The 26,413-nt window shown below is 31.1% G+C and carries 26 protein-coding genes; 18 read left to right on the top strand and 8 right to left on the bottom strand.

Annotated elements, in window-relative coordinates:
- Window positions 1–39: 39 nt before the first annotated feature.
- Window positions 40–801 (top strand): lipopolysaccharide kinase InaA family protein, encoded by a 762-nt coding sequence (locus ACUN3A_RS03480; RefSeq protein WP_445549965.1) that lies wholly within the window; start codon window positions 40–42, stop codon window positions 799–801.
- A 30-nt stretch (window positions 802–831) separates the two neighbouring features.
- On the opposite strand, the gene ACUN3A_RS03475 is transcribed toward ACUN3A_RS03480, so the two are convergent.
- Window positions 832–1,899, bottom strand: coding sequence for a glycosyltransferase family 9 protein (locus ACUN3A_RS03475; RefSeq protein WP_445549964.1), 1,068 nt, complete (start codon window positions 1,897–1,899; stop codon window positions 832–834).
- 369 nt (window positions 1,900–2,268) lie between these two features.
- Here ACUN3A_RS03475 and ACUN3A_RS03470 point away from each other — a divergent pair, with 369 nt between their 5' ends.
- Window positions 2,269–2,982 (top strand): polysaccharide deacetylase family protein, encoded by a 714-nt coding sequence (locus ACUN3A_RS03470; RefSeq protein WP_445549963.1) that lies wholly within the window; start codon window positions 2,269–2,271, stop codon window positions 2,980–2,982.
- A gap of 8 nt (window positions 2,983–2,990) precedes the next feature.
- Window positions 2,991–3,740 (top strand): glycosyltransferase family 2 protein, encoded by a 750-nt coding sequence (locus ACUN3A_RS03465; RefSeq protein ID WP_445549962.1) that lies wholly within the window; start codon window positions 2,991–2,993, stop codon window positions 3,738–3,740.
- A gap of 74 nt (window positions 3,741–3,814) precedes the next feature.
- On the opposite strand, the gene ACUN3A_RS03460 is transcribed toward ACUN3A_RS03465, so the two are convergent.
- On the bottom strand, window positions 3,815–4,630 hold the full coding sequence (locus ACUN3A_RS03460) for a 2,3,4,5-tetrahydropyridine-2,6-dicarboxylate N-succinyltransferase (protein ID WP_445549961.1): 816 nt from the start codon (window positions 4,628–4,630) through the stop codon (window positions 3,815–3,817).
- A 98-nt stretch (window positions 4,631–4,728) separates the two neighbouring features.
- Here ACUN3A_RS03460 and ACUN3A_RS03455 point away from each other — a divergent pair, with 98 nt between their 5' ends.
- The 4 genes from ACUN3A_RS03455 to ACUN3A_RS03440 all read left to right on the top strand — a co-directional run bounded on the left by ACUN3A_RS03455 (window position 4,729) and on the right by ACUN3A_RS03440 (window position 7,249).
- A complete protein-coding gene (locus tag ACUN3A_RS03455) occupies window positions 4,729–4,962 on the top strand; it encodes a hypothetical protein (protein ID WP_445549960.1) in 234 nt (77 codons plus the stop codon).
- The gene (locus ACUN3A_RS03450; protein ID WP_445549959.1) at window positions 4,952–5,233 is read left to right on the top strand and encodes a type II toxin-antitoxin system RelE/ParE family toxin; all 282 of its coding nucleotides are present in this window, start codon (window positions 4,952–4,954) and stop codon (window positions 5,231–5,233) included. The genes ACUN3A_RS03455 and ACUN3A_RS03450 overlap by 11 nt, the downstream gene beginning before the upstream one ends.
- 1 nt (window position 5,234) lies before the next feature.
- Window positions 5,235–5,645 (top strand): Holliday junction resolvase RuvX, encoded by a 411-nt coding sequence (gene ruvX / locus ACUN3A_RS03445; protein ID WP_445549958.1) that lies wholly within the window; start codon window positions 5,235–5,237, stop codon window positions 5,643–5,645.
- A 110-nt stretch (window positions 5,646–5,755) separates the two neighbouring features.
- Complete coding sequence (locus ACUN3A_RS03440; RefSeq protein ID WP_445549957.1) at window positions 5,756–7,249, top strand: malate:quinone oxidoreductase; 1,494 nt, start codon at window positions 5,756–5,758, stop codon at window positions 7,247–7,249.
- Between the two features lie 70 nt (window positions 7,250–7,319).
- Here the strand turns inward: ACUN3A_RS03440 and ACUN3A_RS03435 are convergent, their stop codons facing one another.
- Window positions 7,320–9,533: an FUSC family membrane protein gene (locus tag ACUN3A_RS03435; protein ID WP_445549956.1), complete on the bottom strand. Its 2,214-nt coding sequence runs from the start codon at window positions 9,531–9,533 to the stop codon at window positions 7,320–7,322.
- Between the two features lie 194 nt (window positions 9,534–9,727).
- Here ACUN3A_RS03435 and def point away from each other — a divergent pair, with 194 nt between their 5' ends.
- From def to mazG, 3 genes are all read left to right on the top strand, one after another.
- Window positions 9,728–10,315 carry a peptide deformylase gene (def, locus tag ACUN3A_RS03430; protein WP_445549955.1) on the top strand — a complete coding sequence of 196 codons (588 nt, stop codon included), beginning with the start codon at window positions 9,728–9,730 and terminating at the stop codon, window positions 10,313–10,315.
- 36 nt (window positions 10,316–10,351) lie between these two features.
- Window positions 10,352–10,831 (top strand): DUF5606 family protein, encoded by a 480-nt coding sequence (locus ACUN3A_RS03425; protein ID WP_445549954.1) that lies wholly within the window; start codon window positions 10,352–10,354, stop codon window positions 10,829–10,831.
- An 86-nt stretch (window positions 10,832–10,917) separates the two neighbouring features.
- Complete coding sequence (gene mazG, locus ACUN3A_RS03420; protein ID WP_445549953.1) at window positions 10,918–11,691, top strand: nucleoside triphosphate pyrophosphohydrolase; 774 nt, start codon at window positions 10,918–10,920, stop codon at window positions 11,689–11,691.
- Between the two features lie 70 nt (window positions 11,692–11,761).
- Here the strand turns inward: mazG and ACUN3A_RS03415 are convergent, their stop codons facing one another.
- Window positions 11,762–12,442: a Crp/Fnr family transcriptional regulator gene (locus ACUN3A_RS03415; RefSeq protein WP_445552806.1), complete on the bottom strand. Its 681-nt coding sequence runs from the start codon at window positions 12,440–12,442 to the stop codon at window positions 11,762–11,764.
- 105 nt (window positions 12,443–12,547) lie between these two features.
- On the opposite strand from ACUN3A_RS03415, the gene ACUN3A_RS03410 reads away from it, so the two are divergent.
- The 8 genes from ACUN3A_RS03410 (at window position 12,548) to ACUN3A_RS03375 (ending at window position 21,471) form a co-directional block, all read left to right on the top strand.
- Window positions 12,548–14,929 carry a heavy metal translocating P-type ATPase gene (locus ACUN3A_RS03410; protein WP_445549952.1) on the top strand — a complete coding sequence of 794 codons (2,382 nt, stop codon included), beginning with the start codon at window positions 12,548–12,550 and terminating at the stop codon, window positions 14,927–14,929.
- 117 nt (window positions 14,930–15,046) lie between these two features.
- Window positions 15,047–15,226: a cbb3-type cytochrome oxidase assembly protein CcoS gene (gene ccoS / locus ACUN3A_RS03405; protein WP_445549951.1), complete on the top strand. Its 180-nt coding sequence runs from the start codon at window positions 15,047–15,049 to the stop codon at window positions 15,224–15,226.
- A 64-nt stretch (window positions 15,227–15,290) separates the two neighbouring features.
- Window positions 15,291–17,468 carry a cytochrome-c oxidase, cbb3-type subunit I gene (ccoN, locus tag ACUN3A_RS03400; RefSeq protein ID WP_445549950.1) on the top strand — a complete coding sequence of 726 codons (2,178 nt, stop codon included), beginning with the start codon at window positions 15,291–15,293 and terminating at the stop codon, window positions 17,466–17,468.
- Window positions 17,469–17,483: 15 nt separating this feature from the next.
- Window positions 17,484–17,651, top strand: coding sequence for a CcoQ/FixQ family Cbb3-type cytochrome c oxidase assembly chaperone (locus ACUN3A_RS03395; RefSeq protein ID WP_035640388.1), 168 nt, complete (start codon window positions 17,484–17,486; stop codon window positions 17,649–17,651).
- 112 nt (window positions 17,652–17,763) lie between these two features.
- On the top strand, window positions 17,764–18,699 hold the full coding sequence (locus tag ACUN3A_RS03390; RefSeq protein ID WP_445549949.1) for a cbb3-type cytochrome c oxidase N-terminal domain-containing protein: 936 nt from the start codon (window positions 17,764–17,766) through the stop codon (window positions 18,697–18,699).
- A 76-nt stretch (window positions 18,700–18,775) separates the two neighbouring features.
- On the top strand, window positions 18,776–20,194 hold the full coding sequence (gene ccoG, locus ACUN3A_RS03385; protein ID WP_445549948.1) for a cytochrome c oxidase accessory protein CcoG: 1,419 nt from the start codon (window positions 18,776–18,778) through the stop codon (window positions 20,192–20,194).
- A 39-nt stretch (window positions 20,195–20,233) separates the two neighbouring features.
- The gene (locus ACUN3A_RS03380) at window positions 20,234–20,686 is read left to right on the top strand and encodes a FixH family protein (protein ID WP_445549947.1); all 453 of its coding nucleotides are present in this window, start codon (window positions 20,234–20,236) and stop codon (window positions 20,684–20,686) included.
- Window positions 20,687–20,769: 83 nt separating this feature from the next.
- Complete coding sequence (locus ACUN3A_RS03375; protein WP_445549946.1) at window positions 20,770–21,471, top strand: sulfite exporter TauE/SafE family protein; 702 nt, start codon at window positions 20,770–20,772, stop codon at window positions 21,469–21,471.
- Window positions 21,472–21,571: 100 nt separating this feature from the next.
- On the opposite strand, the gene hemN is transcribed toward ACUN3A_RS03375, so the two are convergent.
- From hemN to ACUN3A_RS03355, 4 genes are all read right to left on the bottom strand, one after another.
- Window positions 21,572–22,936: an oxygen-independent coproporphyrinogen III oxidase gene (gene hemN, locus ACUN3A_RS03370; protein ID WP_445549945.1), complete on the bottom strand. Its 1,365-nt coding sequence runs from the start codon at window positions 22,934–22,936 to the stop codon at window positions 21,572–21,574.
- Between the two features lie 121 nt (window positions 22,937–23,057).
- Window positions 23,058–23,522 carry a hypothetical protein gene (locus ACUN3A_RS03365; RefSeq protein ID WP_445549944.1) on the bottom strand — a complete coding sequence of 155 codons (465 nt, stop codon included), beginning with the start codon at window positions 23,520–23,522 and terminating at the stop codon, window positions 23,058–23,060.
- A 110-nt stretch (window positions 23,523–23,632) separates the two neighbouring features.
- Window positions 23,633–23,980, bottom strand: a complete 348-nt coding sequence (locus tag ACUN3A_RS03360) for a hypothetical protein (protein WP_445549943.1) — start codon at window positions 23,978–23,980, stop codon at window positions 23,633–23,635.
- A gap of 189 nt (window positions 23,981–24,169) precedes the next feature.
- Window positions 24,170–26,182 (bottom strand): DUF349 domain-containing protein, encoded by a 2,013-nt coding sequence (locus tag ACUN3A_RS03355; protein ID WP_445549942.1) that lies wholly within the window; start codon window positions 26,180–26,182, stop codon window positions 24,170–24,172.
- Window positions 26,183–26,413: the final 231 nt, after the last annotated feature.

Here is a 26,413-nt window from a genome sequence, read left to right as displayed (position 1 = left end):
CGATACCATATATGACCTGTAACCAAAAATTTGCCATATATGAAATATGATATAAATATTGCTTTTAAAACAAGTACAACTGAGGTTTTTAGTTTTATAAAAAACTTCAATATAGAAGGTGTTCTCTTTGGTGATGGCAAAAGAAATGTCATCAAATTATTTGAATTAAATGATAAAACAATAAATATTAAATCATTTAAGATTCCTAATTTGATTAATAAAATTGCTTATAGGTATTTTAGAAAATCTAAAGCAAGACGATCATTTGAGTACGCAACACTTTTATTAGAAAAAGGAATTGGGACACCACAGCCTATTGCGTATTTAGAAAATTATAATTGGTTAGGTTTAAAAGATAGTTATTATGTAAGCGAACATCTTAGCTGTGATTTGACATATAGAGAACTGGTTGAAATACCAGACTATCCCGATCATGAAAACATTTTACGTCAGTTTACTCAATTTTCATATCATTTGCATCAAAAAGGAATTGAATTTAAGGATCATTCACCAGGGAATACATTAATTAGAAAAAGTACTGAAGGACATTATAAATTCTTTTTAGTAGATTTAAACAGAATGAATTTTCACGAACAAATGTCTTTTGAATTACGAATGAAAAATCTTTGCCGTCTAACTCCTGTAAAAGAAATGGTAGCTGTGATGAGTAATGAGTACGCTAAGTTATCAGGAGAATCTGAAAAAATGATTTTTGACACCCTTTGGAAATTAACTTCAGATTTTCAAGAAAAATTCGCTAGAAAAAAGAGGTTGAAAAAACAACTTAAATTTTGGAAATAACCGATTGATTACACTACTATAATTTAGTTTTTATAAGTTTCTATTTATAAAAAAATCAATTTTGTCAAAGAATAATTCAGGGTTAAATTGATTGTATAAAACAGTATGGTCTTTTTTTATCTCATCATGATTTACATTTGACAATAATTCGGGTTTATAATCATTTAAATGAACTGATATGTTTTTTGATCCATCTTCAAAAGTGGCCCATATATTCTTTTCTACAAATGGGGAAAAGATAGTAAATGCAGGTTTGTTTAGTGCTTTTGCCATATTTATTGCTCCTCCATCATTACCTATAATTAGAGAACACTGATTCATTATGGTGATAAATGATTTTAAATCTTTGCCGTATAAGTCAAAATGTATTTTTTCTTTTGTGCTTGTGGAGCATAAATTATAGATGAATTTTGCATCTTCAATTTGACTTTCAAAGTAATTAAAAAGGATAACTACATCTCTATCTTTAGCTACTTCTTCTACTACTTGAGCCATGTATTCAAGCGGGTATGTTTTGTTTTTTTCGCTTCCCAATAAGCTTATCATTATTACTTTCTTGTTAGGGTTTATTTTGTGCTTTTCAAAAAGTAAAATGGCTTCTTTGTTTTCTTCTGGGCTTAAAAATAATTTAGGATAAGGATCAATTTTGGTTGAGTCCAGTTTTAGTGGCTCTAATAATAGGAGTCTATTGTCAATTGCAAATCCATACTTAGGTTTAGTATTGTTATCAAAGCGTTTTAAATTATGGGTATAGAATAATGAAGTGTACCATTTGTGATACGCTATTTTAGTTTTTGCTCCTGTAAATAAGGTGATTAGATTGGTTTCTAATTTATTGTAAACATCAATTACAATATCATATTTCTTGGCTCTAATTTCAAAAATGAATTTAAATAATGGAATGTATGATTTTCTAACTTTATTAGATAGAGGAATTATAGTATCAATATTAGGATTTCCGATTAATACATCAATACTATTGGTGTAACACATGAAATCTATCTGAGATTCGGGATATTGTATTTTTAAATTATTACTTATAATCGTACTTGTAAGAACATCGCCAATTCTCTTTTGTTGAATTACTAAAATTTTCATATTTAATTAACTTATTTAGGGCACTAAAGTACAAAGTATTTGAAGATATTTATTAGAGATGCATTGTAAATGGTTTATTTATTTGATAAAAAAGCATAATTCGGTAATGATAAATAAATTAGTATAATGACAATTAGTGGCTTAGTAATTACTTTTAATAAAGGAAAAATCACACGGAATTATATTAGTACACTTTTTAGAATATGTGACAAAGTAATTATTGTTGTATGAAATTATTGCTAGAAATTCTACTTGTCAAAATTTTAACAACTCTTTTTTGTTAAATCGGTAAAATTTCTATTATATGTTAATGCTAGTTGCAAAAAAAAATTACTTTTGAAGTGTTAATAAAAATATAAAAAAGATATAATGTCCAAGTTGCCAATTTTGATGTATCATAATGTTGTCGAGGATGATTCGAAATCAATAAATTTAAGTATTTCTAAACAAAAATTAGAATCGCATTTTAAATATTTATCTGACAATAATTATAAAACTTTTTTTTTTAAGGATTTAGATAATTTAGATGAAATGCCTAAAAAAAGTGTTAGTATTACTTTTGATGATGTAACAGAATGTCAACTTATTTATGCTGTGCCTTTACTTTTGAAATACCAATTAAAAGCCACATTCTTTATTCCATTTTCTTTCGTTGGTAATTATGATTATTGGATTGAAGGAAAAGAAAAAATAATGAATGTTGAACAATTAAAGGGGTTGGATAGTAATCTGATAGAATTAGGATATCATTCTTTTGAGCATAAAAGATATGCATCTTTGTCTAAAGAGGAATTGGAAAGTGATTTTGTAAAATCTAAAAATTTTATAAAGGAAAATCAATTAAATATAGCACCTGTTTTAGCATACCCTTTTGGGAATTATCCCAAAAAAAATAATGATTTTGGTGTTTTTGAAAAAATAATGCATCAAAATGGTATAAAGTATGGTTTAAGAATAGGAAATAGAGTAAATAGTCTTCCGCTAAAAAATAACTTTTTAATAAAAAGAATTGATGTAAAGGGAGAAGATAATTTATTTAGATTTATGTTGAAATTAAGAATAGGAAAGCTTAAATTATTTTAAATGACTATATGAAAATTAGCGGATTAGTAATTACCTATAATGAAGAAAAGAATATAGGGAAATGTTTGGATGGACTTTTTAAAATATGTGATGAAGTAATAGTTATTGATTCATTAAGTAATGATAATACTGTGAAAATTGCTGAAGAAAAGGGAGCTGTTGTAATTTCACAGCCATTTTTAGGTGATGGACCGCAACGAATTTTTGGACTTTCATATTGTAAAAATGATTGGATTTTAAATCTTGATGCTGATGAAGTTTTAGCAGAAGATGCTGAAAAATTTATTTTATCTGGAGAATATGAAAATAAAGATTTTGATGCATATGCTTTTAGTTTGTACAACTATATGGATGGAAAATTAATTGATTTTTCTGGCTGGTATCCTGATAAAACAATTCGTCTGTTTAATAAAAAAACGGCTTCACCTTCTAAAGATATAGTGCATCAAAGAGTTGTAGGGAAGAATAAAACTAATGTAAATGTTCATATAAATCATTATGCGTGGGAGAATTTAGGGCAATTAATGACTAAGAAAAACCAATATTCAAGTTGGCATGCACAACAACTTTTTGATAAAGGAGTGAGAGTAAAGGCATTTAAACCGGTTTTGAATGGAACTGTGTCATTTGTACGTTGTTATTTCTTTAAAAAAGGTTTTTTGAATGGATTAGACGGATTTTCGATGGCTATGATTCAAGCTTTTTTCACTTATATGAAATATGCTAAACTTATTAAAATTCAGAAATTGAATAATTAATTTTCGTTTATTACAAAATATAAAAAAGGGCTTAATTTTAAAAATTAAGCCCTTTTTCTATTAAATATAAAGTTTTAAACTGCTACATCATATTCGCGTAAAGCATTATTCAACGAAGTCTTCAAATCAGTTGATGGCTTACGGGTTCCAATAATTAAAGCGCAAGGTACTTGAAATTCACCAGCAGCGAATTTTTTAGTATAACTTCCTGGAATTACTACTGAACGAGCAGGTACAAAACCTTTCATTTCTACAGGAGTTTCTCCAGTAACATCAATAATTTTTGTAGAAGCAGTCAAACAAACGTTAGCTCCAAGAACAGCTTCTTTTCCAACGTGAACACCTTCAACAACAATACATCTTGATCCAACAAACACACCGTCTTCAATGATTACTGGTGCAGCTTGTAATGGCTCTAAAACACCACCAATTCCAACTCCACCGCTTAAGTGCACGTCTTTACCAATTTGAGCACAACTACCAACAGTTGCCCAAGTATCAACCATTGTTCCAGCATCAACATACGCACCAATGTTTACGTAACTTGGCATCATAATTACTCCGCTAGAAATATAAGCGCCATAACGAGCAGAAGCTCCAGGAACTACACGAACTCCTTTTTCGGCATAATCTCTTTTCAATAACATTTTGTCATTGTATTCAAAGATTCCAGCTTCTAATGTTTCCATTTTTTGAATAGGGAAATACATTACAACGGCTTTCTTTACCCATTCGTTTACTTGCCAACTGTCTCCTTTTGGCTCAGCAACACGCAATTTTCCTGAGTCTAATAATTCAATAACCTCTCTGATAGCATCAGTAGTTTTTGTTTCTTGTAACAAAGCACGGTTTTCCCAAGCTTGTTCTATAATAGTTTGTAATTCGTTCATTTTTGATAAATTTTTGGCAAATATACCATTTTTAACCAATAGCAAAAAAGAGAAATCTGTTGAAAATGTTATATATTTGTATGTTAAAAATTTGGATTATGGAAACCATTAGATTAGAATTTCAGCCCAACATAAAAGAAAAAATTTTAGAATTATTAAGTTCATTTTCTTCAGATGAATTGAAAATAGTCCAGGAAGATGAAACTTTTACCGAGATTAAAAGAGAATTAGACGCCTCATTAGAAAAAATTCATAATGGTACTGCAAAGCTTTACTCATTTGAGGAGTTAGATGAAATTCTTGAAAAAACAATTTCAGAATATGAAAGTTAGTTTTGAGACAAGATTTATTGAAAAATTAAATGAACAAGTTAGATACATTTCACAAGATAAACCTCAAGCTGCTAGAAAATTTAAAGGTGATTTAATTAAAGCTTTAAGAAAAGACTTAAAGCAACCTTTTCAGTTTAAAAAATCAATTTATTATAAAAAAGAGAATATAAGAGATTATGTTTTTAAAGGTTATACCTGTGTTTATGAAATTGATGTTGAGCAAGATATTATAATTATCTTCGGTTTCATAAAACACAAAACCTCTTTATAAAATGCCAAGAATACTCTCCATAGATTACGGACAAAAACGAACAGGAATCGCTGTTACCGATGAATTACAAATTATAGCTTCGGGATTGACAACCATCCCATCTGCCACAGCCATTGATTTTTTAAAAGATTATTTTGCTAAAGAAAAAGTAGAAGCAGTGCTCATTGGTGAACCTAAACAAATGAACGGCGAACCTTCTCAAAGTGCTTCAATAATTAAAGGGTTTGTAACTCATTTTACCAATCATTTTCCAGATATGAAAGTCATTCGGGTTGATGAGCGTTTTACTTCCAAAATAGCTTTTCAAACCATGATTGATAGTGGACTGAATAAAAAACAACGTCAAAATAAAGCGCTTATTGATGAAATATCGGCGACTATTATGCTTCAAGATTATCTGAACAGAAATTAATGGCATTAATTTAACAAACACTTTTGTTATTCTATTGATTTGTAACTAAAAAATAATTTTTTTTTGTGATTTTTAGAGTTATTTTTGCAACTCCTTAAAAACATACTAAAATGTCAGATACAACAATACGTTCTAATTCCGATGTAGTCTTAATTGGTGCTGGAATTATGAGTGCTACTCTAGGTTTAATTTTAAAAGAATTACAACCTGATTTAAAGATTGATATTTACGAAAGATTAGATGTTGCTGCTGCAGAAAGTTCTGATGCTTGGAATAATGCAGGAACAGGACACTCTGCTTTTTGTGAACTTAATTATACTCCGGAAAGTGCTGATGGAACAATAAATCCAAATAAAGCGATAAGTATTGCTGAACAATATGAAGTTTCAAGACAATTTTGGTCTTATTTAGTTCAAGAAGGCAAAGTTTCATCTCCAGAAAATTTTATAAAAAGCGTTCCTCATATCAGTTTTGTTTGGGGTGATGCAAATGTTGCTTTTCTTAAAAATAGGTTTCAAACTTTGCAATCGAATCCTCTTTTTTCTGAAATGATTTTTAGTACTGATTTTTCTGTGTTGGAAAAATGGATGCCTTTAGTAATGGAAGGTAGAAATCCAGATGAAAAAGTAGCTGCAACTTCAATGAAAATTGGAACTGATGTGAATTTTGGAGAGTTGACTAGAAATATGTTTGCTTATTTAACAAAGTTGGATAATGTTACTATTCATTATAGTCATGAAGTCAATAAATTAAGACAGAGAGAAGATAAAACTTGGAGGATAAAAATCACCGATTTAGCTTCAGGTCAAAAGAAAAAAGTGTATACTAAATTTGTTTTTATTGGTGCTGGTGGAGGTTCATTACCATTATTAGAAAAAGCAAATGTACCTGAAGGAAAAGGATACGGAGGTTTCCCTGTTAGTGGTCAATGGTTAAAATGTACAAATCCAGAAGTTATTGCCAAACATCAAGCTAAAGTATATGGAAAAGCGAGTGTTGGTGCGCCACCAATGTCTGTTCCACATGTTGATACTAGAATGATTGATGGTGAAAAAGCATTGCTTTTTGGACCATTTGCAGGATTCTCTACTCGATTTTTGAAAAACGGATCTTATTCTGATTTACCGTTGTCGATAAAACCAGATAACGTAATTCCGATGATTGTTGCAGGGTATAAAAATATTCCACTTACTAAATATTTAATTGAGCAAGTACGCCAATCTCCAAAGGACAGAATGAATGCTTTACGCGAATATGTTCCTGGTGCCAGAACCAAAGACTGGAAATTGGAAAGAGCAGGACAACGCGTTCAGGTTATCAAAAAAGATGAAGAATTAATTGGAAAATTGGAGTTTGGTACTGAAATTATCAATACAAACGATGGTACTTTAGCTGTTTTATTGGGGGCTTCTCCTGGAGCTTCGACAGCGGTTTCTATTATGGTTGAGTTGGTAAGTAAATGTTTCCCTGAGTTATTTAATTCTGCTGAAGGACAAGAAAAAGTAAAAGCTATGATTCCATCTTTTGGGAAAGCTTTAAATGAAAATCCTGAACTTTTGGCAACACTTAGAAACCAAACTGCGGAAGTTTTAAAACTAAAATAATAAATTACTAAATACAAAATGCCTGCTTTCGTTTCCAAATTGAAAACGAAAGCAGGCATTACTTTTTTACTTAATCCTCCATTAGTTTTTTAGTGTTTTTTAGAATACTCTCGGATAAATTAGTTAGCCAAATTAATTGTTCTATCACCAATTGAGCTTCCTGCATTTTTAAAGCAAAATCTTCTTCATCTATTTCATTTCCTTCTTTTAATTCGTTTTGTCGAATGTTTTTTAATTCGGTAAATCGATTCGCTATTTCTTCATTAGAGATTTCATTAGGATCAATTATGCTTTCATTCTGTAAAAGAGCAACTGATTGTTCCAGATTTTTGAGAACTTTTTCGACCACAATGGTTAGTGCTCTAGAGGAAGCTGTAGTTTTGTGAGATTGAGTATAAGTTCCTAACGAAGCTGTTGATGAAAGCAAAGAATGATTAAGTTCGGTCAATTTATAAAGCAATACAATGTTCTTTTGTTTCGATTTCGGTTCTTGTGACATCCTTTGAAAAGAAGCCATAAGATTTCCTATTTCAATAAAAGCATTTTTTCGGGCTACGCGATAAGAGGTTGTAACTTCTCCTTTTTTTGTATAATAAATGAAGATTTCTTTTAAATAATTGCGATTTGCAATAATCGATTTTTCGAGGTATTCTGGAGCTTTGATATATTCCCACGATGGCCATAAAAAATGATTCGCAAAGAAGGCTAATAGTGCTCCTGTAAAAGTATCAGCAATTCTAAATTGGATGACATTAAAATAATCAGTAGTTAGAATACCGTAAATAAATACAATATACATAGTTACAAAAGTAGCACTAACCGTATAATTAATTTGTGTAAATGAAAAACCTAGGAGTATACAAAGTATTACTAAAAGACTTAATACAAAATGATTTGGTACTAATGACAAGATGCTAAATGCGATTATTCCACCAATAATAGTTCCAATGACACGCTGTATGGATCGCTGTTTGGTTAACCCATAGCCAGGCCTCATGATGATGATGATTGTCATCAAAATCCAATACACATTTTGAAAAGGAAGAAATTTACCAGCTATTCCACCTAAAATAAGAGCAAACGTTAATCGTAAAGAATGCCTAAATATAGTTGAAGAAAAACTGATGTTTTCAATAAGAGTACTAATCGGATAATATTGTGGAGTTAGAAATCTATCTAAATCTTTATCTTTTCCTTTAAAATCATATTTGTTAGAAACTGATGTAAAAGCACGTTCGATGACTTTAATTTTTTCGATTTGCTTTTCAGCATATTCCAACATCGTTTTTAGCATTAACACGCCTTCTGAAGCTTCTGCTTTTCCTAATTCATTTTCATAGTCAGTAATAGCAGTTTCCAAGGCTTCTAAATGCTTGCGTAATTTATGTTCAGGGATATAATTCGTTCTCTTTATAATATTTTTGGATAATTCTTTTAATGTAGAGGCCAGATTGTAGGCCAGATTTTGATAAGTAGCAAGAGTCTTTGGGTGCTTTTCGAATTTTTGATGCAATCTATTATGATCAAATGAAGTGGACAAAGCCAATTCTAAAATTTCTACTAGAGAAACAAAGACAATAAGCATTTTTCGATTTTGATGTGAAGTAACTGCATTCAACTGTTTTCCAATGAGTACTCTTCGGATATTATGGTGTATGTCGTTGAGTTCAACTTGCAAATGCAATTGTTTTTCAAGTATTACTTTTCTGTCGGCAGCACTATTCCATAAATCGCCTCTTAGTTTAAGGTATTTTGATGTTAATTTGATGCATTCGGCAACTTGTAATTCTGCATAACGATATGGTTTTATAAAATGGAACAGTAATGAAACAATTAAATAAAAAAATCCTCCTGAAAGCAACAGAGCCGAATATTGAATCATTTCTAATCCAGTATGCATGTGTGAAAAAGAGAGTGATGCTGTTAATAATGCCGAAAATGAAGTGAAAGTAGCTCTTTGCCCATACACAGATAACATGGCAAGAATGAATACCAATATGGAGAAAAACGGATAAAAAATAAAAGGAAAAGGATACGTGAGATTGATCGATAAATTTACTCCCGCAATTAAAAAGGCAGTGACAATAATTCCTTTTATTTTATGATTCAAACTACTTGGAATATCAGATGGATAGGTCAAAAAAGCACCAAGAGCAATAGTAAATCCGATTTCAAAGTGATTAAAATAGTTACATACTAATACAGGAATTACTGCTGCTATTGTTACTCTTAATGCATTGGAAAAATTGGTACTGTCAGTGAATTTTTCTATTTTGGTAAGCATGTAGTTTGATTTAATGCAAAGATAAGTTATAAACGTCTTTGTACGGTTTTATTTAATCTATCTAATGAATAATACAAAAATATGCTAATTATTATAGAGAGATAAATCATTACCTATTTTTTTACTACTTTTGCCACCTTAAATATGTGGATTTTTTCCTTTATTTACGCTAGTTATTAATAAAAATAAATCAGATGATATTACCAATTATAGGATATGGTGATCCAGTTTTAAGAAAAATAGGGGAGGAACTTACTCCGGATTATCCAAATTTGAAAGAAGTTATTGCAAACATGTATGAAACCATGTATAATGCAAGTGGCGTAGGTCTGGCAGCTGAGCAAGTAGGATTATCATTGCGCTTATTTGTTATTGATACCACACCATTTAGTGATGACGAGGATCTAGAAGATAATGAGCAAAATAAGCTGAAAGGATTCAAAAAGACTTTTATTAATGCTAAAATAATAAAAGAAGAAGGTGAAGAATGGGCTTTTAATGAAGGTTGTTTAAGTATTCCTGATGTACGTGAAGATGTATACAGAAAGCCAACCGTTACAATTGAATATTGTGAAGAAGACTTTGTAATGAAAACTGAAGTTTTTGATGGTTTGATTGCTAGAGTTATTCAACATGAATATGATCATATCGAAGGAATTTTATTTACAGATAAAATATCATCTTTGAAAAAAAGATTAATTCAAAAAAAATTAAAAAACATTACCGAAGGGAAAACATTTCAAGATTATAGAATGAAGTTTTTTGCCAAAAAGGGAAGATAGTTATACATTCGTTTAATATAAATAAGAAAAAATAAAATGAGTTTAGAGAAAATATTATCGATTTCAGGAAAACCAGGTTTATACGTTTTAAAAGTGCAAACACGTACAGGTTTTGTTGCTGAATCATTATTGGATGGAAAAAAAGTAACGGTAAGTTTAAAAAGTAATGTAAGTCTATTGTCTGAAATTTCTATTTATACTTATGATGCTGAAAAACCTTTGACAGAAATCATGCAAAATATTGCAAAAAAAGAAAACAAAGGTCAGACAATCTCTCATAAAGAAGACAATGCAACGTTGTTGACTTACTTTAGAGAAATATTACCAGAATATGACGAAGAAAGAGTATATGCATCTGATGTTAAGAAGATTGTAAACTGGTATAATACGCTTCAAGCAAAAGGATTATTAGTTGATGAAACTCCAGTTGTTACTGAAGAAGCTCCAGCAGTAGAGGAAGAGGTTGTTGCTGAAAAGAAAGCTCCTGCTAAAAAAGCAAAAGCAACTAAAGAGTAATTTTAAAAGTTATTCAAAATATATTTTAATCCTGTCAAGATGTTTTCCTGACAGGATTTCTTATTTTTACCAAAAACCAATACACTATGAACACAAGACAAAATCAACTCCAAGCCTTCGAAAGATTATTAGATATAATGGATGATTTGCGTGAAAAATGCCCTTGGGATAAAAAACAAACCATGCAAACGCTTCGTCATCTAACTATTGAAGAAACCTACGAATTAGGAGATGCGATTTTGGATAACGATTTGAATGAAGTAAAAAAAGAACTTGGAGATTTATTATTGCATATTGTTTTTTATGCCAAAATAGGCAGCGAAACCAATGATTTTGATATGGCTGATGTGTGTAATGAAATTTGTGAAAAACTCATTCACCGTCATCCGCATATTTACAGTGATGTTGTGGTTAAAGATGAGGAAGAAGTAAAGCAAAATTGGGAAAAACTAAAGCTAAAAGAAGGAAAAAAATCAGTTCTTGAAGGAGTTCCAAAAAGTTTACCTGCACTTGTAAAAGCTAGTAGAATTCAGGACAAAGTAAAAGGAGTAGGATTTGATTGGGAAGAGCCACACCAAGTTTGGGACAAAGTGCAAGAGGAATTACAAGAATTGCAAGATGAGGTTGCTGTTGGTGACCAAGACAAAATGGAATCCGAATTTGGAGATGTTTTATTTTCGATGATCAATTACGCCCGATTTTTAAACATCAATCCAGAAGATGCTTTAGAAAGAACTAATAAAAAATTCATTAAGCGTTTTCAATATCTAGAAAGCAAAGCCAGTGAATTAGGAAAACCATTAATGGATATGACTTTGGCGGAGATGGATGTTTTCTGGAATGAAGCAAAGAAACTTTAGTGTTCAGTTGGCAGAAGGCAGGAATCAGATGTAATTCTGCAAGCTGACCACTGCCAACGGATTACTATTATTAGTCCGCTATTTTTTTAAGCAACTTAATATCTTTTAAAATAATTTTTTTACCTACTAATTCAATCAATTCTAATTTTTTAAAATCAGATAATAATCGAATACAACTTTCGGTTGCGGTGCCAATCATGCTGGCTAATTCATCTCTGGAAAGTTGCATTTTTAATGTGTCATCAGCATTGGTACCAAAGCTTTCATGTAAATATAGTAAAGTCTCTGCCAATCGCTCTTTTACCGATTTCTGAGCCATATTTACCGTGTGATCATCTGCTGTTTTTAAATCACTGCAAATGGTTTTCATCACATTCATAGAAAATTGATTGTTTTTGTCAAAGAATCCTAATATTTCATTTTTTGGAATAAAACAAACTTGCATATCTTCTAATGCGATAGCGCTCAGATTTGCAGGTTCTTCACTTATCATAGATCGCTGTCCAAGTAATTCTCCTTTTGTAACTAATTTTACAATATGATCTTTTCCGTTTGGACTCAATTTAGTCAGTTTGCAAACGCCATCTTTGATACAAAATATACCGTTTACATTTTCGCCTTCTTCAAAAATGTTTTCGCCTTTTTTGATTGTCATTGAGGTTTTACATTCTGAAATTTTTATGAGTTCTTCTTTATTTAGTGCTTTCAAAGAACTAAATTCTCTAACAATACATTGTTCACATTTACTCATAACGGATAGGATTTTCATTGACAAAGTTATACATTTATATGATATTTGTCATTTTTTTGCTATAATCTATTTATGAAATTTGTATGCCTTAATTAAGTTTTGTTTATGGAGAAGAATAACTGTTTTCATTGTGGTTTAGAAATAATTAAAGAAGAACAAATTGTCTTTGATGAAAAAGATTTTTGTTGCAATGGCTGCAAAACGGTATACGAAATTTTTAGTCTCAACGATTTGACTTGTTACTATGATTTTGAAAAATCACCAGGAGCAACTCCGCAAGATACTAAAGGCAAATATGATTTTTTAGACAATGAAAGTATTGTTTCGAAATTGTTAGAATTTAAAGAAGATACTACGGCAATAATTTCGCTTAATATTCCACACATACATTGCAGTTCATGTATTTGGATTTTGGAGAATTTACAGCGTCTTCAAAAAGGAGTAAATACTTCTCAAGTTAATTTTCCTGAAAAAAAAGTTCGTATCAGCTACAATCCTGAGATAGTTTCCATTAAAGAAATAGTCAACATTTTAAGCTCAATAGGCTATGAGCCTTATATAAGTTTAGAAAATTACGAAACCGGAAAAAACAATATTGATAGAAGTTTGACATACAAACTTGGTGTTGCTTTCTTTTGTTTTGGAAATATTATGTTACTTTCTTTTCCCGAATATTTTGAAGTAAAAGAATTCTGGTTGGATAATTATCGTCCTTTTTTTAGAGGATTAATTTTTGCATTGTCTCTGCCTTCATTTTTATATTCGGCTAGTGGTTATTATGTTTCGGCTTATAAAAGTATCAAGTCCAAAATGCTTAATATCGATATTCCTATTGCTTTAGGAATAATAGTAATGTTTGTACGAAGCACCTTTGATATTGTGATGGATTATGGTTCAGGTTTTTTTGATAGTCTGACAGGTTTGATTTTCTTTATGTTATTAGGGAAAATGTTTCAAATAAAAACCTATAGTTTTTTAAGTTTTGAAAGAGATTTTAAATCTTATTTTCCAATCGCTATAACCAAAATAAATAATGATACAACGGAAGAAAGTATTCCCGTTTATGAAATCGAAAAAGGCGATCGCTTGCTCATTCGCAATCAGGAATTAATTCCAGTTGATGGTATCTTAATATCTGACAAAGCCGAAATCGATTATAGTTTTGTTACTGGCGAAGCGGTTCCAATTACAAAAAAATCAGGAGATAAAGTTTTTGCAGGAGGAAAGCAAATTGGTAAAGTGATTGAAATGGAAGTTTTACATTCGGTTTCCCAAAGTTATTTAACTCAATTGTGGAGCAATGATGTTTTTCAGAAAAAGGTTGAACAAAAACACAAAACTATTACGGATAGCATCAGTCGTTATTTTACACCAATTCTTTTATTAATTGCATTTGCAGGATTTGGATATTGGATATTTTTTGATGCTAATACCGCTTTCAATGTTTTTACGGCAGTATTGATTGTTGCTTGTCCTTGCGCTTTGGCATTAACAGCTCCTTTTACAATGGGTAATATGTTGCGAATTTTTGGAAACAAATATTTTTACCTCAAAAATGCTTTGGTCATAGAGCAATTAGCCAAAGTTGACACGATTGTTTTTGATAAAACGGGAACAATAACGACTAATATGAAATCGAATATTTCTTATGAGGGTGAAGAATTGGATGAATTTAATTCAGTAATAATTAAAAGTGTTCTTCGTGCTTCTAATCATCCTTTGAGTAGGATGCTGTATGATTTTTTACCAGAAGCCAAAAAAGTAAAACTAGATTTTTTTGAAGAAATTACAGGAAAAGGAATTCAAGCTGTGGTTGATGGAGTTTCTGTGCAAATAGGTTCTGCAGCGTTTATTGGTACAAAAGAAAATGAGGCGATACAACAACAGACCGCTGTTCATATAAAAATAGGTGAAGTGTATTTCGGGAAATATATTTTCAATAATGAATATAGAGAGGGTTTATCTGAATTATTCAACAAATTAAGTACTCAGTACCAAGTGAAGGTCTTATCTGGTGATAATGAGGGAGAACGAGGTTTGTTAGAGTCGATTTTACCTTTAGGAACAGAAATGATTTTTAACCAAAAACCAGAACAAAAGTTGCAGTTCATAAAAGAGCTGCAAGAGCAAGGCAGAAACGTTATGATGGTTGGTGATGGGCTTAATGATGCTGGAGCTTTGGCACAAAGTAACGTTGGAGTATCAATATCCGAGAATGTGAATGTTTTTTCACCTGCCTGTGATGCTATTTTGGATGCAAAAGAGTTTAAAAAGCTCCATTATTTTTTAAAATTATCTCAAAAAGCCATTTCAACTATCAAAATGAGCTTCATATTATCACTTTTATATAATGTAGTTGGTTTGTCTTTTGCTATTACTGGAAATCTCTTGCCATTGGTAGCGGCGATTATTATGCCGTTGAGTACCATTACTATAGTGAGTTTTGTGACATTGATGAGCAATTATTATTCCCGAAAAATAAAATAGTTTAACAGGTAATTGTTTAATATTTTTAATTAAATTTAACATATTCAGACTACATATGATAATTGTCATTTTTTATAAAAAGTGAAGCCTATACTTTTGTTAACTTAATATTTAGATATGAGCGTTATATACTTGTTAATCGCTATCAGCATTTTTGTCGCCATTGGATTTTTTATTGCTTTTGTTTTAGCCGTAAAATCTGGTCAATATGACGATGATTATACCCCTTCGGTCAGAATTCTTTTTGATGATGAATTAGTCAAACCCTCACCTAACAAACCTGAAATTGAAAGTTAAACCACTCTTAATCTTTTGATTTTAAACAAAACTAATCTTAAACAACTTTAAAAATAATTATAATATGGAAATGGAACAATTTTATTACGACAACAAAATTGTAAAGAAGTTCATTTATGCCACCATACTTTTTGGGGTAGTTGGAATGTTAGTTGGGCTTATATTGGCCATTATGTTCCTTTTTCCTAATATGACCGATGGAATTTCATGGTTAAGTTTTGGAAGATTAAGACCTTTACATACCAATGCGGTGATTTTTGCCTTTGTTGGTAATGCAATGTTTGCTGGGGTTTACTATTCGCTTCAGCGTTTATTAAAAGCCAGAATGTACAGTGATTTTTTGAGTAATCTTAATTTTTGGGGTTGGCAATTAATTATTGTTGCGGCAGCTATTTCTCTTCCATTAGGATATACTTCATCCAAAGAGTATGCAGAACTTGAATGGCCAATTGACATTGCTATCGCTTTAATATGGGTAACTTTTGGAATTAACATGATTGGAACCATGTTAAAAAGAAGAGAGCGCCACTTATATGTTGCCATTTGGTTTTATTTAGCCACATTTATTACCGTTGCCGTATTGCATATATTTAATAGTTTAGAGTTGCCAATTTCTGCTATGAAGAGTTATTCAGTTTATGCAGGAGTTCAGGATGCATTAGTTCAATGGTGGTATGGGCACAATGCAGTTGCCTTTTTCTTAACGACACCTTATTTAGGATTAATGTATTATTTTGTTCCTAAAGTAGCCAATCGTCCTATTTACTCTTACAGATTGTCTATTATTCACTTTTGGTCATTAATATTTTTATATATCTGGGCAGGACCTCACCATTTGCTGTATTCTGCTTTGCCTACTTGGGCTCAAAATTTAGGAGTAGTATTCTCTGTGATGTTGATTGCTCCGTCATGGGGAGGTATGATTAATGGGCTTTTAACCTTAAGAGGTGTTTGGGATAAAGTACGTGAAGAACCTGTTTTGAAATTCTTTGTTGTCGCTATGACTGGTTATGGTATGGCTACTTTTGAAGGGCCAATGCTTTCTCTTAAAAATGTAAATGCTATTGCGCACTACACGGATTGGATTATTGCTCACGTACACGTTGGTGCATTAGCATGGAATGGTTTTATGGCTTTTGGTATTATTTATTGGTTAATTCCAAGAATGACAAAAACGAGTTTGTATTCTACTAAATTGGCAAATTTCCATTTTTGGATAGGAACTCTAGGAATCATATTATACACATTACCAATGTATTTGGCAGGTTTTCTACAAGCTTCTATGTGGAAACAATTTAATCCTGATGGTACATTAACGTATGGTAATTTCCTTGAAACGGTTACTCAAATTATGCCAATGTATTGGATGAGAGCTATTGGAGGGACGATGTATCTAGTTGGTATGTTAACATTGGTTTATAATATTATTCAAACAGTAAGAGTTGGTTCAGAAGTAGAAGATGAATTGGCAGAAGCTCCTGCATTACAAACTATTAAATCAGGAAGACTTAAAGGCGAAAAATACCACTCTTGGTTGGAAAGAAAACCAATTAAGATGGCAGTTTTCGCTACGATAGCGATATTAATTGGTGGAATTATTCAAATTGTTCCAACGATTATGGTGAAATCAAATATACCAACTATTTCAAGTGTTAAACCTTATTCACCGCTGGAACTTGAAGGACGCGATTTATATATCCGAGAAGGTTGTGTGGGATGTCACTCCCAATCAGTTCGTCCATTTAGAAGTGAAGTAGAACGTTATGGACCACAAGCAAAAGCAGGAGAGTTTGTTTACGATCATCCATTTTTATGGGGTTCAAAACGAACTGGTCCAGATTTATTGAGAGTTGGTGGAAAATATAATGACAATTGGCATTTTAATCACTTTTGGAGTCCGCAAAGTATATCTGCAGGTTCAATTATGCCTAGCTATAAATGGTTGTTTGATAATAAAGCTATGGATGTTTCAATGACCGAAAAAAAAATGAAAGCTATGAAAACTCTTGGCGTACCTTATAGTGATACCCAAATTACAAATGGTTTAAAAGAGTTAAGAACTCAAGCATTAGCCATTGAAGAAAGCCTTAAAAATGACCCTGACTTTGTAAAAAGTTATGAGGATAGCAAAAAGAAAGCTATTGCAAGAGGTGAAAAATTTGTTCCAATGAACGAAAGAGAAATTGTTGCATTAATTGCATATATGCAAAGACTTGGTACTGATATTAAAGTAAAAGAATAATAAAATTAAACAGTTATGTTCGAACAAATTAAACACAATATGGAAACCATTGCGGGAGTTGCAATTTTTCCAATACTATCGTTGTTGATTTTCTTTTTCTTTTTTCTTGGTTTAGGGCTTTGGGTTTATTCGTATAAAAAAGAGACGATAGACGAAATTAGCCAAATTCCATTAGAAGATTAAATTGTACAATTTAAAATATATAGATAATGAAGTCGCCATGATTCAAAAAAGAACATTAAAAATGATGAATGGCGATACCATATTCCTTTAAAAAATTAAATATTAACTACGTATGAAAAAAATAATTCCACCTTATATAAGAGTTCTAGTTCTATTTTTCTTCGTTTTTGGAGCGATGGAATATTTTATCGATTCGGGAAATCAGCCTGCTTTTATAAGATATCCTATGGTTTTGGTCTTTTTGGTTGTTTTTATCTTTGTTTTGGTAGCAATCGAAATAACATTATCAGCCATTAATAAAATGAGTTACCTTTTATTGACAGATGCTGAGAAAGAGAATCTGGCTCGTGAAGAAGCGTTAAATCCACAAAATAATTGGTACCAAAAACTAGTGCAAAATTTTACTCAATCAGTTCCAATTGAAGAGGAAAAGCAACTATTGATGGATCATGATTATGATGGAATCAAAGAATTGGATAATAATTTACCGCCATGGTGGGTGTATTTATTCTACGCCTGTATTATTTTTTCTGTAATATATTTGGTTCGTTTTGAAATTATGGGAGCTCCAAATCAAGAAGAAGAATTGAAAGCTGAAATGGCTCAAGCCAAAATTGATGTGGCTGAATATATGAAAACAGCACCCGATTTGATGGACGAAAAAACGGTTACCTTATTAACTGATGGTGAATCTATAAGTAAAGGGAAAGAAATTTTTGCAACAAATTGTGTGGCTTGCCATAGAGCCGATGCCGGAGGTCAAATTGGACCAAATTTAACCGATGATCATTGGATTTTAGGTGGTGGAATTAAAAATTTATTCCATACAATTACAAATGGAGGTCGTGATGGTAAAGGAATGATTGCTTGGAAAGGAACTTTAAAACCAAAAGAAATTCAAGCAGTTGCCAGTTACGTAATCTCATTAAGAGGAAGTAATCCAAAAGATCCCAAAGCTCCCGATGGTGAAATTTGGGTCGATGAAAATGCTCCTAAAACCGATACAGCTGTTGCAATTCCAGTTGTAGATAGTACAAAAGTAAAGTAGTAATATATTAAAAGGAGCTTTGTCAAAATTAAATTTTTCGCAAGGCTCTTTTTTTTAATGTTTTAAAAACAAAAAAATGGCAGCCAATCTAGACGAATCTTTTAGAGATACCATAGGGACTATTGATGAAGAAGGTCATAGAAAGTATATTTATCCCAAAAAACCTTCGGGTAAGTTTTATGATTATAGAAAAGTGGTTAGCTATTTTTTGTTAACCATCCTTATTGTCAATCCGTTTTTGAAAATAAATGGAAATCAATTTATGATGTTTAATGTGTGGGAACGGCGTTTTAATATTTTTAGTTTCTCTTTTTGGCCTCAGGATTTTTATCTTTTTGTATTGTTTATGGTCATTGGGGTCGTTTTTGTTATTCTGTTTACGGTCATCTTTGGAAGGATCTTTTGTGGGTGGATTTGTCCACAAACCATCTTTATGGAAATGGTTTTTCGCCGAATAGAATATTGGATTGAAGGAGACAGAGGAGCGCAAATCCGTTTAGAAAAACAAGAATGGAATGGAGAAAAAATTCGAAAAAAATCAATAAAATGGTTTTTGTTTTTAGTGATTTCATTTTTAATAGCCAATGTATTTTTGGCTTATCTTATTGGTAGTGACGAATTGTTTCAGTTGATAGATGACGGGCCTTTTGCTCATAAGAGTACCTTTATATCATTATTGATTTTTACAAGCGTTTTCTATTTTGTATTTGCATGGTTTAGAGAACAAGTGTGCATTATAGCTTGTCCTTACGGAAGATTACAAGGTGTTTTATTGGATAAAAAATCTATCAATGTTGCTTATGATTTTGTTCGTGGTGAAAAAGAGGTTGGAAGAGCCAAATTCAATAAGCAAGAAGACAGAGCCGCATCAGGAAAAGGGGATTGTATCGATTGCAAACAATGTGTAAATGTTTGTCCAACAGGAATTGATATTCGCAATGGGGTACAACTTGAATGCGTGAATTGCACAGCTTGTATTGATGAATGTGATGATATTATGAAAAGTGTGGGATTGCCATTAGGATTGATTCGTTATGCTTCGGAAGATGAAATTGAAACCAAGGCCAAGTTTAAATTTACAGCCAGAATGAAAGGATATACAGCTATATTAGTAATATTAGTTGGTATACTTACAGGTTTATTGTTTTTGAGGACTGAGGTCGAAGCAACCATTTTTAGATTACCTGGGCAGTTGTTTCAGCATAAAGGAGATAATATTAGTAATGTTTATACTTTTAAAATCATTAATAAAACAAGCCAAGATATTAAGGATATGCATTTCGAATTGGTTGGAATTAAAGGAACTTTGAAGGTAGTTGGGATTCAAGAATTGAAAGTTCCAAAGCAAGGAATGTCTAGCGGAACAATGTTTATTGAGATTAATAAATATTTATTGGAATCAGATAGAACTAATTTAGAGATTGATCTTTACGAAGGGAACAAAAAAATTGAAACAACTCATACCAGTTTCTTAAGCCCTCGAAGTTTTGATTAGCTTTAATGATTGTTTGAAAAATATTTTAAAAAATAAAAAATGAAAAATAATTGGGGAACTTATATCGTGATTGCCTTTGCTTTATTCATAAGCTTTATCATGTATTTTGTTGTAAAAGTGCAATCAGACAGTAAGTATGATAATGATTTGGTAGTCGAAGAATATTATAAACATGATGTGCACTTTCAAGATGAAATGGCACGCATTCAAAATGCTCATGATTTAAAAGAAAAGCCTGTGATTACTGTTGATGCTGATGGTGTTTCGATTGTATTTCCTGTAGATTTTTCTCCAAAAGATATTAAGGGAACAGTTGCTTTATATAGGGCTTCCAATAAGAAATTTGATTTTCAGGTGCCACTTTCATTTACGGATTCGGCTTCATTGTTTATTCCTAAAGATAAGTTGATTGGCGGCGAATGGAATATAAACATGGAATGGAAATACAATGGAAAGTCTTATTTGACCAAGGAAGAGATTTATATAAAATGAAAAGAAAATAGAGAAAATAGTTTTAAATCACTTTACTTTAAAATCTGCATTCTAAAGTCTGAAATCTTTAATCAAAAATTACAATGCTTTACACTGCCTTTTTATTTGGATTAATAAGTAGTTTTCACTGCATAGGAATGTGCGGTCCTATTGCTATGATGTTACCTGTAGAGCGTAATAATCCTGCAAAAAAAGCAATTCAAATTATCACGTATCATTTAGGTAGGTTAACAGCTTATGGAAGTATAGGTTTGCTTTTTGGATTGCTGGGCAAAGGATTTTTTCTGGCAGGAATTCAACAACAATTATCTATTTTTATTGGAGTCGCCATGATTTTAGTAATTTTAATTCCCGAAAAAGTTTTGGCTAGATATAATTTTTCTAAACCAGTTTATAAATTGATTTCAAAAATAAAGCAAAATCTTGGAAGCCATTTCAAAAATAAAAGTTTTAAATCTATTTTTATAATTGGGTTACTGAATGGGTTTTTACCATGTGGGATGGTGTATGTAGCCTTGTTTGGAGCCATAGCCATGCAAAGTGCTGGTTTTGGAGTTTTGTATATGTTGCTTTTCGGTTTGGGAACTGTACCATTAATGAGTTTGGTGGTATATATTAATTCATTCCTTACTATTCCAATCAGAAATAGAATTCAAAAAGTGATTCCTTACGTTGGAGTTATAATTGGAGTTTTGTTTATTCTGAGAGGGTTAGGACTTGGAATTCCCTACGTTTCTCCTTCAAATATGAGTTTATTTATACAAGAAAAAGCCAATTGTCATTAATGAGTTCCTAAGCTTCTAAGATACTAAGTTTCTAAGTTTCTAAGTTTCTAAGTTTTGAGATTCTTAGGGAATTAGTATCTTCGAAACTTAGCCTCTTTTTCTAAATAGTCATTGAAAATAATGCCGTTTCAGGTGTTTTTCTTTTTAATCTTAAATCGAATGCCATGCAAATGTTGCGCACGTATGGTTTTCCTTTTTCGGTGACTATAATTTTGTTTTCTGTTATAACCAATAAAGAATCCTTTTCCATTTCTTCGAGTTGAGTTAAAATTTCAGGGATTTCAGAAACATAATCCATGGGGTTTTTCCAACTGGTTTCAAAATGACACATTAAATTCAAAATGTGTTTTCTAATGATGAGGTCTTCATTAGATAAATGATGCCCTTTAGATATTGGTAATTTATCCCATTCTAATAATTGATAATAATCTTCGAGATTCTTAACGTTTTGAGCAAAACTGTACCAACTATCACTTATGGAAGAAACTCCCAATCCAATCATTAATTGAATTTTGGAGGAACTATAGCCCATAAAGTTTCTGTGTAATTTTTTAGTGTCAAAAGAGTGATACAAACTATCCGATTTTAATGCAAAATGATCCATTCCAATTTCATAATAGTCATTTTCGAAAAGCAATTCTTTTCCAACTTCATACAATTTTCTTTTAGTATCATCCTTTGGAATATCTTCATCATGAAATCCACGTTGTCCATTGCCTTTTATCCAAGGAACATGAGCATAACTATAAAACGCCAATCGATCGGGCTGTAATGAGTTTGTTTTTTCGATAGTATCAACGATGTTTTCAACTTCTTGAAATGGTAATCCAAATATAATATCATGCCCAATGGAAGTATAACCAATTTGTCTTGCCCAAAATGTTACTTTAGCGACATTGTGAAAAGGCTGTATTCTATTGATGGCTTTTTGCACTTTTTCGGAGTAGTCTTGCACTCCAAAACTGACTCTCCTAAAGCCTAAATCGTATAGTTTCTGCAAATGACCAAAAGTTGTATTATTTGGATGGCCTTCAAAACTGAATTCATATCCTTCCGCTTTTTCTGCATAAGATAATATTCCGTTTATTAAGTTTTCTAGACTTTTTATAGAGAAAAATGTTGGAGTTCCTCCGCCTAGATGGATTTCTTTAATTTTTGGTTTTTCGTCCAGGATTTTACAATAAAGCATCCATTCTTTTAAAATTGCTGCAATGTATGGATTTTCAACCTCATGATTTTTGGTGATACGTTTGTTACAGCCGCAAAATGTACACAAGCTTTCGCAAAATGGTAAATGAATATATAAACTAATGCCTTCTTTGTTATTACTTTCCAGGAAAGACTTTTTTAGAGTTTGAATCCAAATTTCATTTGTAAATTCCAACTCATCCCAATAAGGAACACTAGGATAACTGGTGTATCTGGGACCTGGAACATTGTATTTTTGAATAAGTGAGATTTCCATAGTTCGATTTTAATATAAATCAAAAATAGGATTACTCTTTATTATTTAAAATGATATTTATCATATTAGAAAATAGCTATATATAAACAAAGAGGTTCGCTAGAACCTCTTTGTTGAGTTGTTATAATATGCATTCATTGATTATGTCGACCCATTTTTCTGCTAATTTGTGGTCTTCATACAGGCAATTAAAGTCTAGAAAATGATTTTCAATATTATAAATCGGAATCATTTCTTTTTTCATGGTGTCTTTATGAACCAATTCAATTTCAACTTTTAATACAGTAGTTGATTTATTTTCATGTGTTACTACGATATTACACAAAAGGATGTTATTTAGATTTGCGAAGTAAACGGTCTCTTTATTATAACTAAAATCAATGAATAAAAAACCTTTGTTCTTTTGATCTATAGCTATAATTTTCTTGTTTTGTGTTTCGGTTAATTCAAAATTGTAATTACTATATTGCTTTTTTATTTGTGTTATTCTCTTTTTGTTTAGAAAATTTGAACGAAATGCTAAAGTTAGCGGAATGCCAATTAATATTGCGATTGCAAGTCCTATGAGTGTTACGGAAGTATCCATTTTTTATTTTTTGATAATTATACATAATGATTTGACTTCTTAGTTCGAGATGAATCAAGAAAGAATTAAAAGTTGAGTTAACTTTTATAATACGGAATCAAAGTATGGGATCACCAAAAATAATGAAATGGAAAAAGTAAGATAGAAACTCCATTATATCTGTCGATATCTTGGTTTGATAAGACTATTTTAGGGGTAGTGTCTCTTAAAACAGAAAGAGATTGGAGTTCAGTAGGATAGTGGCCAATGCCAACTGGAATGCGATTGTTATTTTTTAAATCTAATGTAACTCTTTCAATGCTTAATTGAACAAGCTGAAAAGCACTTGAGTTTTCTTTAGTTAAGCTAGTGTTGTCTTTCTTTTGGAAGGAAGGTGTTGATTGTTGATTTGTATTATAAGCGAAGCCAAACTGCGTAAGCAGGCAAGCCAATACAATAAACTTCCAAAAGTTTTTCATGCGACAAATTTAAATAATTGGTTTTTGATTTGCTTTGTTAATATGGTAAATGAAAGTTAAAACTTGTTTTTGTTGACCTTATTTATGTAAAAACCTCAAACGTTTTAAAGTTTGAGGTTAGTTTATTTTTGAAGATTCTAAAAACTTAGAAACTTAGTTTCTTAGAATCTCAGTAACTTATATCTAAATCTATTCTTGACCTAAATTTCTCAATTGTTTTAATTTTTCTTTCCAAACATCTAAGCTTTCTTTGTGAATAGCAATGTTTTTTCGAACTTCTAATACAATTGAATTTTCTTTCTTCGCATTTCTTGTATTGGTAAAAAACTGAATATTATTCTCTAATTGGAAAATTTCGTTTTGTACTTCTTCAATTTTTCGCATTAAGAAAATCTTCTCGTTATCTAATTTTCGAGTATCATTACTTTCAGATAAATGATCCATTCTGTTAGAGAAACGCATCATTTCAGTATCTTTTTTGCTCAAGCTTAATTTTTCAAATAAAGCATCTAAGATTTTGTTGAATTTACCTTCGATATGTCTTCTTGGGAATGGAACTTTACCAAAATTTTTCCAAGTTTCTATATGTAATTTAATGGCATCCAAATCAGTTTTGTGGTCACCAGTCAATTGAAATTCTCTTAGTGTTTCTAAGTATGCTTTCTTTTTATCAAAAGCTTCTACTTCGTCAACGTTTTCGACACTTTTGTGTTCTTTTAACTTGTCAAAATAATGATTGCAAGCTTCTCTAAATTCATTCCAAATTTTGTCAGAGTATTTTCTTGGTACATGACCAATTTTTTTCCACTCTTCCTGGATTTGTTTCATTACAGGAGTTGTGCTAGCAAAATCAACACTTTCTTGTAATTCTTTTGCCTTTTTTACAAGAGCAATTTTTTTATTAAGATTGTCGTTTTGGTCTTTTTTAATGTCTTTGTAAAAAGAATTTTTAAAACTATTGAAGTTTCTTACAGCTGTTTTGAATGCTGCCCAAGTTTCTTCATTTACATCAGATGGAACTTTTCCTGCGGAGAAAAATGCAGTACGCAATGCTTCTACTTTTTCAATTTGAAGTAACCATTGTGAATGAGCATTTACTTTTTCAGTTGCTAAAACTTCAATTTTGGCAATAATTTCTTTTTTCTTTTCAAGGTTTTCAAGTTCGGTCCCTCTTAAGCTTTCAAACAATAATTCGCGCTTATCATGCATTTTTTTTGTTAGTTCACTAAACTGGTTCCAAATTTCATCACGGTGTTCTCTAGAAACTGGACCAATATCTTCTTTCCAAATACGATGAAGATCTTGAAGTTCTCTAAAAGCTTTATTAATATCCGCCTCTTTTAGTAATTCTTCAACGCGAGCTACGATTTTTTGCTTTTGTTCCAGATTGTATTTAAAGTCAATATCTCTAGCTTCTCTATCCAAGTGTAAATAATCATAAAAATTCTCTACGTGAAAATGATAGTTATTCCAAACGTGGTTGTATTTGTCTTTTGGAATTGATCCCGCATTTTTCCATCTTTCTCTTAATTCATTAAAATGATTTAAAGTGTCTTTGATGTTGGCCTGAGGATTAATTAATTCTTTTAACTCTTCTACAATTGCTAATCGAACCTCTAAATTGGTTTTTAAATTAGATTGTAGACTTTTAAAGTGAACGTTTTTATTGTCTTTGTATATCGTATAATACTGATCAAACTTCGATTTTAATGGAGAATGATATTGGAATTCTTCGTTAGGATCTTGATTTTCGTGATTAAATTCCTCTTTTTTCTCTTCAATAAGGTGATTGTATTTGGCTAAAAATGCTTTTCGAATTTCTTCAACATGCTCTTTAATAGACATTACTTTTTCATTTGTAACTAAATTTTTCAATTCATCTACAAGTTTTTCCATTGGTAATGCTTCATAATCCAACAACGGAATATCATGACGCTCCTTTAATGTTTCATCTTCGCTTTCCTCAGCATTTGTTTCAGCAATTGCGTCGATAACAGTTTGCTTTTCATCCGCAACAGTTTCAATTTCCGATACAATTTCTTCATTTGCAACTACGGCATTTCCCTCAACAATTGAATCACTGATTTCAATTTCGTCCACTATAGGCGTTTCAGACTGAATTGTTTCTTGCAATTCATTGATTGTTTTTCCGTCTGTCTCATTGTTATTAAGAGACAGGTTGTCGTTCTTTTCTTCTAACATTTTGTAAATGTATAAGGTTTTTAATTTTTGAATGCGAAAGATACTAAAGGTGCGTTACAATACAAAATAAAACTATTGATTAAAGCTTTTATTTTAAGAAAATACTTTCTTTATAAGCGTAATTTGGTTTGATTCTAGTTTGTTAATTAGCTTTTTGACGTTTTGATGCAAGTTGTGAATGGCTTTCAACATTGTATTTTTACTTACAACTCCCGACTAATAAGGATTATT

Source organism: Flavobacterium sp. WC2509 (assembly GCF_052683105.1).
This window is presented reverse-complemented; position numbering and strand designations above follow the sequence as displayed.